We start from the raw sequence: 15,253 nt of genomic DNA, 5'->3' as shown, positions 1-15,253 counted from the left end.
CGATGATCGGTCGATCGCCGGGCATCGCCCTTGATCCTCGTCAAGCATCCGCCGCTTGCCGGGTGTTTCCATGCCTCCACGATTCTCCGCCACGGCAGCGCGCAGCGTGGTATCCCTCGTTCTCACCGCCGGCACACCGCAGCCCCCGGGCGCCTCCTGGGACGGCCGCGGCGTCAACCTCTCCGTGTTCTCGCGGCACGCGGAACGCGTGGAGTGGTGCCTGTTCGATGCCTCGGGACAAAACGAGATCGCACGCCTGCCGTTGCCCGCGCGCGACGGCGATTTCTGGCACGGGTACCTCGAAGGCGCGGCGCCCGGCCTGGTCTATGGCCTTCGCGTGCATGGGCCGTACGCGCCCGGCGAGGGCCATCGATTCAATCCGCACAAGCTGCTCATCGACCCTTACGCCAGGGAGTTGCGTGGTGCGTTCCGTTGGAACGATGCCGTCTTCGGCCACGCGATCGGGGAGTCGTCCGTCGTCGAAGCGCCCGATGCGCGCGACAGCGCACCGTACGTTCCCCGCGGCGTGGTCACCGCGCCGATCGTCGCATCGTCCCTGCCGCGCCCTCCCCGCCCGCGCATACCCTGGACGGACACCGTGATCTACGAGATGCACGTGAAGGGTTACAGCATGCGTCACCCGTCGGTACCGGAACACCAGCGAGGGACGCTGGCCGCCCTGGCGAACGCGGAGCTCATCGCCTACTGGCACGATCTGGGCATCACCACGATCGAATGGATGCCGATCGCCGGCTTCATCGACGAGCAGGAGGTGGCGCGACATGGGCTGACCGACTATTGGGGGTACAACCCCATCGCCCCGCTGGCCATCCATGCGCCGTACCTTTCCACGGGACACGCGCGGGAAATGGTGGACACCGTCGACCGCCTTCATGCCGCCGGAATCGAGGTGATCCTCGACGTGGTACTGAACCACACGGCGGAAGCCGGAGCCGACGGCCCCACGTTAAGCCTTCGCGGGTTGGACAACGCCAGTTACTACCAACTGCACGAGGGCGACAAGGCTCGCTACGTCGACCAGTCCGGATGCGGCAATACGCTCGATCCGGGACAGCCGGCCGTGATCGCGCTCTTCCATGCCGCGCTCAGGTACTGGGCCTGCGAGATCGGCGTGGACGGCTTTCGCTTCGACCTCGCCACACTGCTCGGACGCTGGGAATCCGGCCGTTTCGACGCCAATGCCCCGTTGTGGCGAACGATCGCCGCCGATCCCGACCTGTGCGACCTGAAACTCATCGCCGAACCCTGGGACGCCTCGCCGAACGGTACCGCCCTGGGCGCCTTCCCGGCGCCGATCCGCGAGTGGAACGGTCGCTTCCGCGACGATGTCCGACGCTTCTGGCGCGGCGACGCGTGCAGCCGTGGCGCCTTGGCCACCCGACTGGCCGGCTCGAGCGACGTGTTCGGTCACGGCGGCCGCACTCCCGGCATGGGCGTGAATTTCGTCACCTGCCACGACGGCTTCACGCTCGCGTGACCTCACCGCTTACGCCGTCAAGCACAACGAGGCCAACCCCTACGGCGGCAAGGACGGGACCGAGGACAACCTGAGCGCCAACGGCGGGCGCGAGGGCGATACCGACGATGCCGCAGTGCTTGGGGAACGGCGACGCCGACGTCTGTCCATGCTGTGTACGCTGGCCCTGTCGCGCGGCGTACCGATGCTGCTCGCGGGCGACGAGCTGTCACGCACGCAGCGCGGAAACAACAATGCGTTTTGCCAGGACAACGACCTGAGCTGGATCCAATGGCATGCGCTCGGCGATCCGCTGCGCGACCTGCGCGCATGCGTCGCCGCCGCACTGCGCCTGCGTCGCACCTTGCGCTTTCCCCGCGTCGACGCCTTCTTCTCCGGTATCCCACCCGCCGGCGCAGCGACGGATGCCGACGTCCGCTGGTTCGAGCCCGACGGCCGCGAACTCGACGCGCGGGCATGGAACGACGTCTTCCAACGGGGTCTCGGCGTTCTGTTTACCGATCCGCCGGACGAGGCAGGCACCATCGAACGCCTGTTCCTCGCGATGAACCCCGGGGACGCGACGCTCGCGTTCCGCCTTCCGGCGCCACCGGGTACGCGCGCCTGGCGGATCGTCCTCGATAGCGACGATGCGGGGATCGCCTCCGCGACGGCGTCGACGATCCCCTGCGGCGGCCTCCTCGGCCTGGTGCCGGGCCAGCTGCTTGCACTGGTATCGGCATCCGGCCCGGCGTGACGCGCCGACGAATCAGGTACTCAACCGCCACCGGCCGCGGTGGATGATCCGGCGTAGTCGACCACGAGCGAAACACGGCGGTTCGGTTCGGCGCCGTCGCCCCATTTGTCCTTGAGCACCTGGCGATTCCGTGCCTTGCCGTAACTCACCGCCCGTACCTTGTCGGCCGAAAGGCCACCGGTGGACGTGAGGTAGTCGCGCACGGCCTCGGCCCGCGCCTGTCCCAGGCGCATGTTGAACGCCTTACCGCCCGCCGCATCGGCGAAGCCTTCGACAGTGACGATCGCCTCCGGGAACTGGCCCGACACCACCTTGGCGAAATCGTCGAGCAGCGGCTTGTCCTCCTCGCGGAGAGTGGCATCGTTGAACGCGAAGTGAGTGGCGGTATCCACGCGGATGCGGCCCTTCGTCTGGGCGATCTTCGCATCGTAATCCGCGAAGCGTTGACGCATCTGTTCGGCGAGACCGTCGATCTCCTGCTGCTGCTTCTGGTCGGTAGCCCGCAGCTCGGCGATCGCCGAGTCGAAATCAGCCTTCTTGACGTATCCGTGGCAGCCCGTCAGGGCTGCCATGAGGACACATGACGAAATCACGATGAGACGGCGATGACAACGCATGGTCGGTTCTCCTGTACATGTGGGTTGCCCCCCTACCGGGCCGTATACCCCCCGTCGACGACGAATTCGGCGCCCGTGATGAACGAGGCTTCGTCGGAAGCGAGAAACACCGCGCACCACGCCACCTCGTCCGGCGTGCCCAGCCTTCCCAGCGGATGCAGGTCGGCGAGCGCCCGGAATCCCCCGGCTTCGTCGCCTTCCTTGCCGGCCACGAAGCCATCCACCATGGGGGTGCGGATGAAACCCGGATGGATCGAATTCACGCGGATGCCGTCTTTCGCGTACAGCAGCGCATCGGTTTTCGTCATGAGCCGCACGGCGCCCTTCGACGCGTGGTAAGGCGGCAGGTCGGCGGCGCCCACCAGGCCATAGATCGACGAAAGGTTGATGATGCTGCCGCCGCCCCCGGCCCGCATGAGGCCCACCGCGTGTTTCACGCCGAAGAAGACGCCTTTCACGTTGATGCGCTGGACCCGGTCCCACTCGTCTTCGGTCAGCTCGTGGGTAGGTTTGTCCGCGCCGGCGATGCCCGCGTTGTTGACGAGGATGTCGAGCCGGCCGTACATCGCGTGCGCATGCTGCATCGCGCCGGCGACCTCGGTTTCGCGCCCGACGTCCGCGTGGACGAAATCGATCCGGCCGCCTTCCGTAGGCGCATCGTCCGACGGAGGACGGCACACGTCCGCCACCACCACGTCGGCGCCCTCCTGGGCCATGCGCCTGGCGCAGGCGGCACCGATCCCCATGGATCCGCCCGTGACCACGGCCACCTTTCCCTTCAACCGATTCATGAAAGCGCCTCCGGCGTTCGACGATACCCAGCATGGATCCGGTCCATGACCACGAAGTTGACCTGCATCAAGCCGCACCGTGCGACGGGTCGTAGATTTTTTCGTCATCACGGGAAGGAGCCGACCATGGCCACCGAAAGTACCCGCGCCCTGCACGACGCCGGTGGCCACCACCGATTCCGCCTGCTGATCTCCAGTTGCCGGGAGCGCCCCCCGCTTCGCATGGGCATCATCCATCCGTGCGATGCGCTCTCCCTGCACGGTGCTCTCGAAGCCACGGCGCTGGGCCTGATCGAGCCGGTGCTCTTCGGACCGGAGAAGCGCATCCGCGAGGTCGCGGCGGAGATCGATCGCTCGCTGGACGGTATCGCCATCCATGCGTCGCCGACGCCGTCCGCCGCCGCGCTGTATGCCGCCGAAGCGGTGAAGCACGGCCGCGTGGCCGCGCTGATGAAGGGCGATATCCACACGTCGGACATGATGCACGCGCTTCTCGCGCCGGAAAGCCGCTTGCGCACGGCGAAGCGCATGTCGCACGCGTTCGCGATCGACGTGCCGGGCTACGCGCACCCGTTGATCGTCAGCGACGCCGCGCTCAACGTGAGGCCCGGGTTGGACGAAAAGCGCGCCATCTGCCAGAACGCCATCGACCTTGCCGTGGCCATCGGCATCCGCCATCCCAAGGTGGCGGTGCTTGCGGCGGTCGAGACGATCCATGCCGCCATGCCGGCCACGGTCGACGCCGCCGCCCTGGCGAAGATGGCCGAGCGGGGACAGATCACGGGGGCCTCGGTCGACGGGCCGCTGGCCCTGGACGACGCCATCCGCGCCGACGCCGCACGCGCCAAGCATCTGGATTCCGTCGTGGCGGGACGCGCCAACGTACTCATCGTGCCCGATCTGGAGGCGGGCAACGTCCTGGCCAAGGAATTGGTGCTGCTTGCCGACGGCATCGCGGCCGGCATCGTCATGGGCGCCGCCGTTCCCATCGCCCTGGGCAGTCGCGCCGACGGAGCGGCGGCACGCGTGGCGTCGGCCGCGCTCGCCGTATTGACCGCTCCCGCGCCGCTGCACGGCGGCTGATGCGATGGACGCGCCGACGGCGCTCGACGGCAACGCTGCGCGCCTCCCCGGATGCGAGGAGGCGCGACGGTCGTCTCAGCTCACCTTGAGCTTGCGCGCGCTTCCGTTTTCCTTCTTCGGCAGGGTAAGGGTCAGCACGCCGTCCTCGTAACGCGCGTCGGCCTTGTCGGATGAGACGGCGGCGGGCAAGGTGAACGCGCGGTACGCCTGGCCGAAGGAACGCTCCGTCACGATGTCGCGCTCTCCTTCCTTCTGGTGGGTTTCACGCCGCACTTCGGCGCTGATGACGACCTGGTTGTCGTTGATCGATACCTCGATGTCTTTCTTGTCCACGCCAGGCAGGTCGGCCTTGACCTTGTACGATCCGTCGCTTTCCGTCACGTCGATGCGCATGTCGGGCGCGATATCCGCACCGCCCCACGAACTCCGGGAAAAGGTGCTGCGGAAGAGATCGTCGACATCGGGAAAGCGGTCGATGGCGGACAGCGTCTTGAGTGGATTCCAGCGAATCATGCTCGCCATGGTCGGTGACTCCTCTTTCGGTCTTCGGATGGGTATCCGCAACGGCACGTGCCCGCCGCCGGGATACGCCCATGAAACCTAGGCCATCGGGGGCGCGATCGATTGATCGCGATCAATGCCGGGCGATCCGGGCCTCGCTAGAAAGGAGCTTCCTTCCCACGGAGAAGCACCATGAACGACATGCAGCTGCGTCAGGACATCGTCGAGGAGCTCGACTTCGAGCCCGGCATCGATGCCAGGGGTATCGGAGTATCGGTCGCGGACGGCGTGGTGACCCTCAACGGCCACGTGCCCAGCTACTCGCAGAAGATCGATGCGGAAAAAGCGGTGTGGCGCATCAAGGGCGTCAAGGCGCTCGCGCAGGAGCTGGAGGTCCGGCTTCCCGAGCATGCCAAGGTCAACGACGACGAGATCGCCAAGCGTGCCGCAAGGATCATCGCCTGGAACGTCGGCGTGCCCGCCGATACCATCCACGTCAAGGTGTCCAACGGCTGGATCACGCTGAGCGGCACCGTGGACTGGCACTTCCAGCGCTTCGCCGCCGAAGCCGCGGTCCGCCGGCTGACCGGTATCCACGGCGTCTTCAACAACGTGGAGATCAAACAGGCGCTGAAATCGGAAAACGTGCGCGAGAAGATCAAGGACGCGCTTCGTCGCCATGTCGACGGCGAAGCGTCGCGGATACGCATCGACGTCAAGTCGCCTGGCGATGTCACGCTCGAAGGCGACGTGGGCGACTACGAGGAGCGTCGCGCCATCGAACGTGCCGCGTGGTCGGTGCCGGGCGTGCGCGCCGTGCACGACAACCTGCACATCCAGTGGCATGCCGGTTGACGACGGGTGTCGCTCCCGGTCCAGGCCGGGAGCGCGCCATCGGATCAGTGCTGGACGAGTACGGACACGGAAAGTGTCGCCGAGCCCAGGATATGGTGCGTCGTTCCGCCCAGCACGCGCTCGCGCAGGGGCGAGTGTCCGTATGCGCCCATCACCAGCAGGTCGGGCTCGAGCTTCGCGACCCGCGCCAGCAATTGGGAGCCGTCGACGGAACGCTCCGCCACGCGCTTGCGGTGGGCCGTAACGCCGAAACGCGCGAGGAAACGCATCGGATCGAACCGCGGCAGGTGCGTCCGGCCGCCGCTTCCGTCGAGGAGGTGGACATGGCGTGCGGCAACGATGAGAGGCATCGCCGATCGCAGCGCACGCGTGGCCGGGCCGCTGCCGTCGTAGGCGATCACGATGCGGTCGTACGTCGCTCCCGGTGCGCACGGCGTCGGCAGGATGAGCATCGGAAGGCCGCAGGCCAGCGCCAGTTCGTCCAGGCCACCCAGCGGCTTCTCCCGCGCCGGCGACGTGCGCTGGACGACGATGAGGTCGTGCCAACTGCACAGCGCCTTCAGCTCGCGGAGATAATCGTCCCCCAGCACGGCCCACTGGGGATCGTGCGCACCGGCGATCAGCGCCTCGTGGACGAAACGTTCGCCTGCGTGGTCCCTGCCGAGGTCGTCGCCGCGTTGCCGTTCGGGCGTGCTCTGCAGGAGCGCCATCACGGTGGGCTCTCGGCCACGGATCCTGCCGTGATGGAACGCCTCAGGCATGGCGCAACCGGTCACCACGCCGCGCCCCCTTGCGGCGAGCCAGCTGCCCACGCGGGTTGCCGCGACGCATCCGGGGCCGGCGACGACGAGAACATCGCCCACGGCGGGCATCCCCACCTGGCTGGGCAAGGCGGCGCCATCCATGGTCGCGACGGTCAACGTGGACATGGGCGCATCTCCGATGGTGATACACCTACTTTAGGCAACCCGGCCAAGCCGACGATTGACGCTCGTCAACGTCGCCGCGGTCGGGAAGATCAGGACCGGTCTTCACGCGTTCCTTCCGACCGCGTACATAGGATTTCGTCTCCTCACGAGTGATAAGACGTGCCTAGCGCGCTTTCCCGCCAATTGCTGGTCATCTGGGCCCTCGTGGCCGTGGCATCCCTCGGCATGGCGGGCCTCCTGCTCATCGCCTGGCAACAGACCGGGTCCGTCCAGATCGCCGAAGCCCGGCAGTCCTTGTCCGCCGACTGCAACGCCATCGTGCACCGCTATCGAACGGCGACGCCGGCGGCCAGGGCGGCTTCGTCATCCAACGGCTTGCTGGACGTGGTACTGCAACTGGTCCTGGAGGACGCCGTCGGCATGGAAGGTGGAGCATGGGAGCGTGGCCGCGGATTCACCGCCTATGCTTATCCCACCTATGAGGGTTCCGGCGCGAAAACCGACGTGCCCGATGCCGAACGAGGGAATATCGCCACGGTCGCCGAGGCCGCCGTCGCCACGGGACAACCCCGAACCTATGCCAGGCAAGGCGACCGCGAAACGGTCCTGATCACCGCCTGCCCTCTCGACGCGACCCGCGGCGTGTGGACGATGACGCGCCTGCCCCGTGCGCCGGGACGATGGTCCGGATGGCTGACCATCGGCTTGAGTATCCCGCTGGCCCTGGTCCTGGCGTCGGCCGGCGGACTCCTGGCCATCATGCGACGCTGGCGACGGAAGCTGTCGGCGGTCGAGGACGCGTTGATGCATGCTTCCGAGGTGCCCGTGATCCCGCCCACCGGCTCGCCCGAGGTCGATCGTCTGGCGGCCGCCGTCGTCGCTCACGCGTCCCGTCTGGCGGAGAGCCGACGAGAGGCCGAGGCCCTGGAAAACGAGTTGCGTCGGCATGATCGGCTGGCGAGTCTGGGCCGCATGACCGCCACGGTGGCGCACGAGATTCGCAATCCCATCGCCACCATGCGATTGGCCGCCGAGAATGCGCTCGCCCAGACGTCGGGAAGGCACGATGCAGGCGGCTCGCTGGCGATGGTGCTGAACCAGGTGAACAAGCTGGACGGCCTGGTCGAGAGCCTGCTCGGCATGGTCCAACCCATGCGCGTGCGGTTGGCGGATACGGACCTCGGCGCATGGCTCGATACCTTGCTGCACGACTGGCCCCACGAGACGTTGATCGTGCACCGCGCGTTCCCGAACGGTCTGCACTGGCGCATCGACGCGGACCAGATGCATCGGGCCATCGAAAACCTGCTCCGCAATGCGTTCGAACACGATGCGACGCAGGTGGTGCTGAGCATCGAACGACGGGATGCGACGCTGCACATCAACGTGTCGAATCCCGGCGAACCGTTGCCGGAAGACATACGGGATCGGCTCTTCGAACCGTTCGTCAGCGGTCGGCCGAACGGCAACGGACTCGGCCTGGCCCTCGTCCACGAGATCGCCCTGGCCCACGGAGGCGCCGCGCGTTACGTGCGGGACGCCGACATGCACCGGTTCATCATGGATATCCCATGGCACGCATCCTGATCATCGACGACGATCACGACTTCCGCGCGACACTGGCCGCGACGCTGGAGTCGCTCGGCCATCAGGTCACGATGGCGGCCGATGCCACCGAGGGCCTGCGCCGGCTGGACGCCGATGGCATCGACCTCGCCTTCCTGGACTACCGCATGCCGGGCATGGATGGCCTGTCGTTGCTGCGCGCGCGTCGCACCGACGCCGCCGCATCGCCCGTTCCGATCATCATGCTCACCGCATTCGCCTCGGCGCAGAACACCATCGATGCGATGCGGCTGGGTGCGTTCGATCACCTGATCAAGCCCATCGGCCGCCAGGAAGTGGCCAGCGCGGTGGAGCGCGCCCTCGCTTCCGTCGGTTCGCCACCGACGGAAGCGACATCCGCCGCCGAGGATGGAGAAATGCTGGGAGCGAGCCCGGCGATGCGGCAGGTCCACAAGCGCATCGGGCTGGCCGCCGCCACCGACGTACCGGTACTGATCACCGGTGAGACCGGCACGGGCAAGGAAATGGTGGCGCGGGCGCTGCATCGGGCGGGAGAGCGCGCGGGGCAAGCGTTCGTCGCGGTCAACTGCGCGGCGATTCCACCGGAACTGCTCGAAAGCGAGCTGTTCGGTCATCAGAAAGGCGCATTCTCGGGCGCCATCGCGGACCGCAAGGGTTACTTTCGCGAGGCCGACCGCGGCACGCTGCTGCTCGACGAGATCGGCGACATGCCGCTGGCCATGCAGGCGAAGCTGCTGCGCGTGCTCCAGGAAGGCGAAGTCACGCCGGTCGGCAGCAGTCGTCCCGTGCGCGTCGACGTGCGCATCATCGCGGCCACGCACCGCTTCATCGAAGAGCGCATCGCGGCCGGCGAATTCCGCATGGACCTGTTCTATCGGCTCAACGTGCTGCCCATCGAACTGCTTCCCTTGCGCGAGCGCACCGAGGACATCGCCGTCATCGCACGCCATGTCCTCGATGCCGCCCCCTCCCGGCGCAAGGTCTTGTCCGACGCGGCCCTCGCGCGCCTGGAACGGCATCCCTGGCCGGGCAACGTGCGCGAGTTGCGCAACCTGATGGAGCGTTGCCGGGTACTGGTTCCCGGGCCCGTGGTCGACGTTTCCGATATCGAGGGCATGCTACCCCCTGCCCCCTCCGCGACTCCGGCATCGGAGGATCTTTCCTTGCCCGACGCGATAGCCGAGTTGGAGCGCCGCATGATCGCGCAAGCGCTCGCGAACGCCGACGGCAATCGTGCCGAAGCGGCGCGCCGCCTTGGGATTCGACGGCAACTGCTCTATCGCAAGTTGGTCGACTACGGCCTGGAGTGATGTCCCTTTCGGCGACATGAGGTGTCCCCGAAAGGGACACCCGGGGGCGCGACGGCTCGCCGAATGGCGAAACCACGGGCATCGAGCGCTGGCACGGAGGATGCAACGGGAACCATGCGGGGTTCACCGCAGCCAAGGAGTCTCCGATGCAGCGTCTTCCTCTGATCATGAGCGCGATGGCCTTGGCCATCGGCGTCGCGTCGGCGCAAGACCGACCGCCGACACCACCGTCTCCCGATGCCGGCGCGATCGCGCCGGTACCGCCACCGCCCCCCGGCCAGCCCTCAGCCAACGCCACGCGCAACGGCCGGGTCGCGCGCTTTCTCGTCAATCCCAATGGTGATGTGGACGGCCTCCTGCTCGCCGACGGCACGCAGGTGGCGATGCCGCCCGGACTCGGCAATGCGGTGGCTGCGCACGTACATCGGGGCGATGACGTCCTCGTCGACGGATGGCGCGTGGGAGACCTTCCGCTGTTGCAAGCCGCGGCCGTCAGCGCCAAGGGGACGCGATGGACCGATAGGCCGCCGACGGCGCCACCCGAGCCGCCGGCACTCTCCCCGATGGAGGCGCATGGCCAGGTCGCGCAGCCGCTATACGGTCCACGCGGGGACATCAACGGCGCCGTCCTCGACGACGGTACGTTGCTGCATCTGCCGCCACCGGCCTCGGAGCGAACCACCGCATGGGCGACGCCCCATGCACCCGTGAGTGTGAAGGGCTTCGGCGTGGAGACGCGTTACGGCCGATCCATCCAGGTCACTGCCCTGGGCACTCGTCCGGGTAGCGAGCAGCCCCTCGCCGTGCCGCCCCAACCGGGCCCGCTGCCGCCGCCCCCACCGGCTGGCGTTCCCACCGCCGCGGCCACCACGCCGTGAACGATCGCACCCGGCCGTCCGCAAGGGCGGCCGGCGAACCTATTCCCTTCTTCATCGAGAGCCCACGCATGCATTGGATCGACCCCGATCATCTCCCCGCCACACACGGCACGTTCGACCGTTTCGTGCCCAACAGCCACGGCGCCATCGACGGCATGCTGCTGACCGACGGCACGGAAATCCACACGCCGCCACATCTCTCGGCCGCTCTCGCACGCGCGATCAAGCCCGGTGCCAGGCTCGCGGTACGTGGGCTCGCGGTGCGCGGCGCGAACGTCATCGTCGCCGTGGCCATCGACCCGCCGAAAGGCAAGCGCATCCTCGACGAAGGCCCTCGCGAGGGATCGCATCGCGATAACCCACCGAAGGATGACGAACGCTGGGCCTACGAAGGCCGGATCGAACGGCGCCTGCACGGTCCCAAGGGTTCGGTGCATGGCGTGCTGCTCGAGGACGGCGTCGTGGTCCGGATACCGCCCCACGCGGCGCTTGCGCTGGATCGCCTGCTGACCGTCGGCAAGCACGTCGCCGTCGAAGGTCGCTGGCTCGACACGCCCCATGGCGCCGTCGTGGCGGCCGATGCCGTCGGCCCCCGAGCCGACGCGGTCGGCCCGATGCCGAAGAAGCCCGGCCACTGACACCCATCCCCCGTAGACGAGGCCATCCGATGCTTACCTGGGCACACATCGGCGATCTGCATGCGTCCTCCGACGACGACTATCTCGGCACCGCGCGCCTCGCCGAGTGGGCGGCGCAAGCAAGGCAACAGCTACGCGGCGCCGTGGACTTCGTCTTCGTGCCGGGCGACAACGCCAACAACGGCCTTCCCGCGCAGTACGCGCGCATCGTCGATGCGCTCGACGGGCTGGACATCCCGATCCATGCCATTCCCGGCGATCACGACCGGGAGCCGGGGCACCTGAATGCATTCGCCCGCATGCCCGGCGCGGGCGTATTGCCGCGGGCCGTGCACGCCGACGGCCGGCGCTGCCTGTTCCTGGACGTCGTCTCGGCAGGCGGCGGGCCAGATTTCCGTCTCGGTGAGGCGCAACTCGCATGGCTTGCGGACGAACTGGAGGCCTCGCGCTCCGACACCCATCGCCCGGCCGTCTTCATGCACGCCTACCCCGGTGACCTCGCGCACGAGGGCGAGGCGTTGGGGCAGCTCTTCGCCCAGGCGAACGTGGCGGTGGTCGACACCGGGCATACCCACTACAACGAGGTGCTCAATGACGGCCGCGTCATCCATGCATCGACTCGCTCCCTGGCGCAGATCGAAGAGGACGACGGACAGCCGGGATTCTCCATCGTCACCCTGGACGGATGCCATGTGGGCTGGCGGTTCAAGAGACTGGCCTCTTCGTGGCCGTTCGTGACGATCACCGCGCCGGCCGATCGTCGTCTGGATACGGGATACACGCCCGTTCCGGTGGTGCGGGCGAAGATATTCGGGCGCGACATCGCCATCGTGACCCTCGCCGTGAACGGCCAGGCGGCCCAGGTGATGGATCAGGACGAATGGAACGCTGCGGTCTGGTCGGCGCCGCTCGGCAGGCACTACGAAAGGTCCGGCGCGGAGCTGGTGGTCACCGCTACCGACTCGCGCGGAAACAGCCATACGGATCGCATCGAATGGCTCGGCGCGCGCCAGCGCACGCGAGAGTTGTCCGACGCTCCCCTGGGCACCGACGCGCATGCGGTCGAGCCGTGGCCCGAGCACGGCTTGCTGGGCACGCAACTCGGGCCCAACAAGCATGGGAGAAAGTGGTGAGCGCCACGGGAAAACGGGTCGTCGGCGGGCAGCGTCCGCTGGAGGCGCTGAACTTTTTCGTCGCGGACGTCCAGGCGGGCATCGGCCCGTTCCTCGGCGTGTTCCTGCAATCCATCGGCTGGCGGACCGGCGCGATCGGCACGGTGATGACGATCGGCGGTGTCGCGGGATGGCTGGTGACCGCGCCGGCCGGTGCCGTCGTCGACGCCACGCGCCACAAGCGGCTGGCCGTGGTGATCTCGTGCGCATGCACGGTACTGGCGTCGTGCATCGTCTGGTACGCGCATTCCTTTGGCATGGTGGTGCTGTCGCAGGTGGCCACCGCCATCGCGGGTGCGCTCCTCGGTCCCGCGATCGCCGGCATGACCCTGGGCATGGTGCGATCCAAGGGCTTCGACCGCCAGTTCGGACGCAACCAGGTGGCCAACCACGCGGGGAACGTCGTCGGTGCGGGGCTTTCGGGATACATCGGCTGGCGTTTCGGCTTCGGCGGCATCTTCCTGGTGGCCGCGACGTTCGGGATGTTCGCCATCATCGCCACGCTGCTCATCCCGGAACGGGCCATCGACCACCGAGCCGCTCGTGGGCTGGAAGGTCACGAGGCGGACGATGGGTCCGCTGCGCCGTCGGGGTTTTCCATCCTCGTGACCTGTCGACCGTTACTCGTGCTGTCGGCGGCGCTGGCCCTGTTTCACCTGGGCAACGCGGCCATGCTGCCCTTGTATGGCATGGCGGTGGTCGCTACGCGACAAGGCGATCCCAGTGCGTTCACGGCCCTGACCATCGTCGTGGCGCAAGTCGTGATGGTCGGCGCATCCCTCCTCGCGATGCGACTCATCCGAACGCATGGCTACTGGACCGTCATTCTCGTCACCTTTCTCGCGTTGCCGATCCGCGGACTGCTGGCCGCGTTTTTCGTCGGTCGCTGGGGTGTCTACCCCGTCCAGGCACTGGACGGCATCGGCGCCGGATTGCAGAGCGTGGCCGTCCCCGCCATGGTGGCGCGGCTCATGCAGGGAACGGGCCGCGTCAACGTCGCCCAGGGCGCCGTCATGACCATGCAGGGTATCGGCGCCGCGCTCAGCCCCGCGCTCGGCGGCTGGGTGGCGCAGTCCGTCGGGTTTCGTGGTGCATTCCTCCTCCTGGGCGCCATATCGGTCGGCTCCCTGGGACTATGGTGGAGCTATCGGCGGCTCCTGGGCGCCCACGGCACCGACACATCGGCGACCGGGCCACGCATCCAAACGACGGAAAAATCCGTAAGAGCCGGATAAGCCGGATAGCGCTCGTCGAGGCTGTCTTCCTTCGATCAACCGCCACGAAGGCCCCCCAGCATGTCGAATCGTTCCACCGGTTTTCTCTGGGCATGCTTCGTCCTTGCCATGGCGGCATGCTCCGCGGCGCACGCAGCGGACACCACGACGGGACATTACACCGGCGTGGCCTACGACCCGGAAACGTCCCAGGTTCGCTATCGGGAAGAACACTGGCTGACGGGCAATGGCAAGGCTCGCCAGCGACTGGTGCTCTATCGCTGCCCCGACGGCCGGCCGTTCGCGCGCAAGCTGGTCCGCTACACCGGGACGGCCTGGGTACCGGATTTCGAATACGAGGATGCGCGAAGCGGGCACCGGGAAAGCGTGAAGGTCGAGGGCGAACGGATCATCGCGACCGTGTCTCATGACGCCGACAAGTCACCGCGCACGGGCAGCGTGGCGCTCCACGCCGATACGGTCGTCGATGCGGGGTTCGACGACTTCGTCAAGGCGCATTGGTCGGGCGTATCGAATCCGAAAGGCATGACCGTACGTTTCGTGGTGCCGAGCCGACTCGACGACCTGCGGCTCGTCATCCGGCCGGATGCTACGTCGACCGGGTCGCCATCGGTGCGGCAGTTCCGCATGACCCTTGACGGCTGGCTGGGAGCGTTCGCCCCGACGGTGTCACTTGCCTACACCGAAGCCGATCATCGACTGATCGGTTTCGAAGGCCCAAGCAACATCAAGTCGGACGACGGAAAGAACCGGAAGGTCCGCATCGTCTTCCCATCGTCCGACGACCGGCCGCCCGTCTCGCCCGATGAGATCGCCTCGCTTCGGGTCCAGCCCCTCGTGACGAGTTGCTCGCGTTGATGGATCCGACAGTCATCCGCCGCCGCGCCGGGACCTGGTTCAACCTCATCGGCTATCAGGCCGTCTGGTTCACCGTGGTCATCGGGGCCGGCCATGGACGCCCCGCCTGGGGCCTGGTCGCCGGAGCGCTGTTCGTCATGTCTCAACTGGCCTTTTCCCGCCACATCGTCCGCGAATGCGGGCTGTTGGGCATGGCGCTGCTCGTAGGCATGGCGGTCGACGGCGTGCCATCGATGCTCGGCTGGTGGCACTACGCGTCACCCTACCCCGCGTTACCGCCGGGCGGCGCGCCGGCGTGGATCCTCATGCTCTGGCTCAGTTTCGCCACGACCCTCGGCCGGTCGATGGCCTTCGTGCGCGGCCGACCTTTCGTCGCGGCGCTGCTGGGAGCGATTGGCGCACCGATGGCCTATCTGGCCGCCGCGCATGGCTGGCAAGCGGTGATCTTGCCCGCGTCTCCCGTGCCGGCCGTGCTTTGGCTGGGCGTCACATGGGGCCTGGCCTTGCCGTTGCTCTCCCAGATGGCGATATCGCCTCCGGCAATCCGTCAGTCGTAACTCGCGCG

16 protein-coding genes are annotated in these 15,253 nt (G+C 67.6%); 12 read left to right on the top strand and 4 right to left on the bottom strand.

Annotation, left to right across the window (positions count from 1 at the left end):
* Positions 1 to 70: 70 nt before the first annotated feature.
* Both L2Y94_RS10845 and L2Y94_RS10840 read left to right on the top strand, forming a co-directional pair.
* On the top strand, positions 71 to 1,498 hold the full coding sequence (locus L2Y94_RS10845; RefSeq protein WP_247366447.1) for a glycogen debranching protein: 1,428 nt from the start codon (positions 71 to 73) through the stop codon (positions 1,496 to 1,498).
* Positions 1,499 to 1,646: 148 nt separating this feature from the next.
* Entirely contained in the window at positions 1,647 to 2,234 is a 588-nt protein-coding gene (locus L2Y94_RS10840) for a GlgX family protein (RefSeq protein WP_247366446.1), read from the top strand.
* A gap of 20 nt (positions 2,235 to 2,254) precedes the next feature.
* Here the strand turns inward: L2Y94_RS10840 and L2Y94_RS10835 are convergent, their stop codons facing one another.
* The gene (locus tag L2Y94_RS10835; RefSeq protein ID WP_247366445.1) at positions 2,255 to 2,806 is read right to left on the bottom strand and encodes an OmpA family protein; all 552 of its coding nucleotides are present in this window, start codon (positions 2,804 to 2,806) and stop codon (positions 2,255 to 2,257) included.
* Between the two features lie 77 nt (positions 2,807 to 2,883).
* On the bottom strand, positions 2,884 to 3,642 hold the full coding sequence (locus L2Y94_RS10830; RefSeq protein WP_247366444.1) for an SDR family NAD(P)-dependent oxidoreductase: 759 nt from the start codon (positions 3,640 to 3,642) through the stop codon (positions 2,884 to 2,886).
* 126 nt (positions 3,643 to 3,768) lie between these two features.
* Between L2Y94_RS10830 and L2Y94_RS10825 the strand changes: the two genes are divergently transcribed.
* Entirely contained in the window at positions 3,769 to 4,725 is a 957-nt protein-coding gene (locus L2Y94_RS10825; protein ID WP_247366443.1) for a bifunctional enoyl-CoA hydratase/phosphate acetyltransferase, read from the top strand.
* 75 nt (positions 4,726 to 4,800) lie between these two features.
* On the opposite strand, the gene L2Y94_RS10820 is transcribed toward L2Y94_RS10825, so the two are convergent.
* Positions 4,801 to 5,247 (bottom strand): Hsp20/alpha crystallin family protein, encoded by a 447-nt coding sequence (locus L2Y94_RS10820; protein WP_247366442.1) that lies wholly within the window; start codon positions 5,245 to 5,247, stop codon positions 4,801 to 4,803.
* Between the two features lie 171 nt (positions 5,248 to 5,418).
* Between L2Y94_RS10820 and L2Y94_RS10815 the strand changes: the two genes are divergently transcribed.
* Positions 5,419 to 6,081: a BON domain-containing protein gene (locus tag L2Y94_RS10815; protein ID WP_247366441.1), complete on the top strand. Its 663-nt coding sequence runs from the start codon at positions 5,419 to 5,421 to the stop codon at positions 6,079 to 6,081.
* A 44-nt stretch (positions 6,082 to 6,125) separates the two neighbouring features.
* On the opposite strand, the gene L2Y94_RS10810 is transcribed toward L2Y94_RS10815, so the two are convergent.
* Positions 6,126 to 7,010, bottom strand: a complete 885-nt coding sequence (locus L2Y94_RS10810; RefSeq protein ID WP_247366440.1) for a universal stress protein — start codon at positions 7,008 to 7,010, stop codon at positions 6,126 to 6,128.
* A 159-nt stretch (positions 7,011 to 7,169) separates the two neighbouring features.
* On the opposite strand from L2Y94_RS10810, the gene L2Y94_RS10805 reads away from it, so the two are divergent.
* From L2Y94_RS10805 to L2Y94_RS10770, 8 genes are all read left to right on the top strand, one after another.
* The gene (locus L2Y94_RS10805; protein WP_247366439.1) at positions 7,170 to 8,597 is read left to right on the top strand and encodes an ATP-binding protein; all 1,428 of its coding nucleotides are present in this window, start codon (positions 7,170 to 7,172) and stop codon (positions 8,595 to 8,597) included.
* Entirely contained in the window at positions 8,582 to 9,907 is a 1,326-nt protein-coding gene (locus L2Y94_RS10800; protein ID WP_247366438.1) for a sigma-54-dependent transcriptional regulator, read from the top strand. Before L2Y94_RS10805 ends, L2Y94_RS10800 begins: the two co-directional genes overlap by 16 nt.
* A 146-nt stretch (positions 9,908 to 10,053) precedes the next feature.
* Positions 10,054 to 10,785 carry a hypothetical protein gene (locus L2Y94_RS10795; protein ID WP_247366437.1) on the top strand — a complete coding sequence of 244 codons (732 nt, stop codon included), beginning with the start codon at positions 10,054 to 10,056 and terminating at the stop codon, positions 10,783 to 10,785.
* A 68-nt stretch (positions 10,786 to 10,853) separates the two neighbouring features.
* Positions 10,854 to 11,423 (top strand): hypothetical protein, encoded by a 570-nt coding sequence (locus tag L2Y94_RS10790; protein WP_247366436.1) that lies wholly within the window; start codon positions 10,854 to 10,856, stop codon positions 11,421 to 11,423.
* A gap of 29 nt (positions 11,424 to 11,452) precedes the next feature.
* The gene (locus tag L2Y94_RS10785; RefSeq protein ID WP_247366435.1) at positions 11,453 to 12,556 is read left to right on the top strand and encodes a metallophosphoesterase family protein; all 1,104 of its coding nucleotides are present in this window, start codon (positions 11,453 to 11,455) and stop codon (positions 12,554 to 12,556) included.
* The gene (locus tag L2Y94_RS10780) at positions 12,553 to 13,830 is read left to right on the top strand and encodes an MFS transporter (RefSeq protein WP_247366434.1); all 1,278 of its coding nucleotides are present in this window, start codon (positions 12,553 to 12,555) and stop codon (positions 13,828 to 13,830) included. The genes L2Y94_RS10785 and L2Y94_RS10780 overlap by 4 nt, the downstream gene beginning before the upstream one ends.
* Positions 13,831 to 13,890: 60 nt before the next feature.
* Complete coding sequence (locus L2Y94_RS10775; protein WP_247366433.1) at positions 13,891 to 14,688, top strand: hypothetical protein; 798 nt, start codon at positions 13,891 to 13,893, stop codon at positions 14,686 to 14,688.
* Positions 14,688 to 15,245 carry a DUF2878 domain-containing protein gene (locus L2Y94_RS10770; RefSeq protein ID WP_247366432.1) on the top strand — a complete coding sequence of 186 codons (558 nt, stop codon included), beginning with the start codon at positions 14,688 to 14,690 and terminating at the stop codon, positions 15,243 to 15,245. The genes L2Y94_RS10775 and L2Y94_RS10770 overlap by 1 nt, the downstream gene beginning before the upstream one ends.
* Positions 15,246 to 15,253: the final 8 nt, after the last annotated feature.

It is taken from the genome of Luteibacter aegosomatis (assembly GCF_023078455.1).
In the GTDB taxonomy this organism is placed as follows: Bacteria; Pseudomonadota; Gammaproteobacteria; order Xanthomonadales; family Rhodanobacteraceae; genus Luteibacter; species Luteibacter aegosomatis.
The sequence above is the reverse complement of the archived record's forward strand: the minus strand, read 5'-3'. Positions and strand labels throughout refer to the sequence as shown.

Bases quoted from the DNA above. Each gene is read 5' to 3' on its own strand.
- L2Y94_RS10795 (WP_247366437.1), top strand. From the start codon at position 10,054: ATGCAGCGTCTTCCTCTGATCATGAGCGCGATGGCCTTGGCCATCGGC.
- L2Y94_RS10785 (WP_247366435.1), top strand. From the start codon at position 11,453: ATGCTTACCTGGGCACACATCGGCGATCTGCATGCGTCCTCCGACGAC.
- L2Y94_RS10800 (WP_247366438.1), top strand. From the start codon at position 8,582: ATGGCACGCATCCTGATCATCGACGACGATCACGACTTCCGCGCGACA.
- L2Y94_RS10815 (WP_247366441.1), top strand. From the start codon at position 5,419: ATGAACGACATGCAGCTGCGTCAGGACATCGTCGAGGAGCTCGACTTC.
- L2Y94_RS10770 (WP_247366432.1), top strand. From the start codon at position 14,688: ATGGATCCGACAGTCATCCGCCGCCGCGCCGGGACCTGGTTCAACCTC.
- L2Y94_RS10835 (WP_247366445.1), bottom strand. From the start codon at position 2,806: ATGGCAGCCCTGACGGGCTGCCACGGATACGTCAAGAAGGCTGATTTC.
- L2Y94_RS10845 (WP_247366447.1), top strand. From the start codon at position 71: ATGCCTCCACGATTCTCCGCCACGGCAGCGCGCAGCGTGGTATCCCTC.
- L2Y94_RS10825 (WP_247366443.1), top strand. From the start codon at position 3,769: ATGGCCACCGAAAGTACCCGCGCCCTGCACGACGCCGGTGGCCACCAC.
- L2Y94_RS10830 (WP_247366444.1), bottom strand. From the start codon at position 3,642: ATGAATCGGTTGAAGGGAAAGGTGGCCGTGGTCACGGGCGGATCCATG.
- L2Y94_RS10790 (WP_247366436.1), top strand. From the start codon at position 10,854: ATGCATTGGATCGACCCCGATCATCTCCCCGCCACACACGGCACGTTC.
- L2Y94_RS10775 (WP_247366433.1), top strand. From the start codon at position 13,891: ATGTCGAATCGTTCCACCGGTTTTCTCTGGGCATGCTTCGTCCTTGCC.
- L2Y94_RS10820 (WP_247366442.1), bottom strand. From the start codon at position 5,247: ATGGCGAGCATGATTCGCTGGAATCCACTCAAGACGCTGTCCGCCATC.
- L2Y94_RS10840 (WP_247366446.1), top strand. From the start codon at position 1,647: ATGCTGTGTACGCTGGCCCTGTCGCGCGGCGTACCGATGCTGCTCGCG.
- L2Y94_RS10810 (WP_247366440.1), bottom strand. From the start codon at position 7,010: ATGTCCACGTTGACCGTCGCGACCATGGATGGCGCCGCCTTGCCCAGC.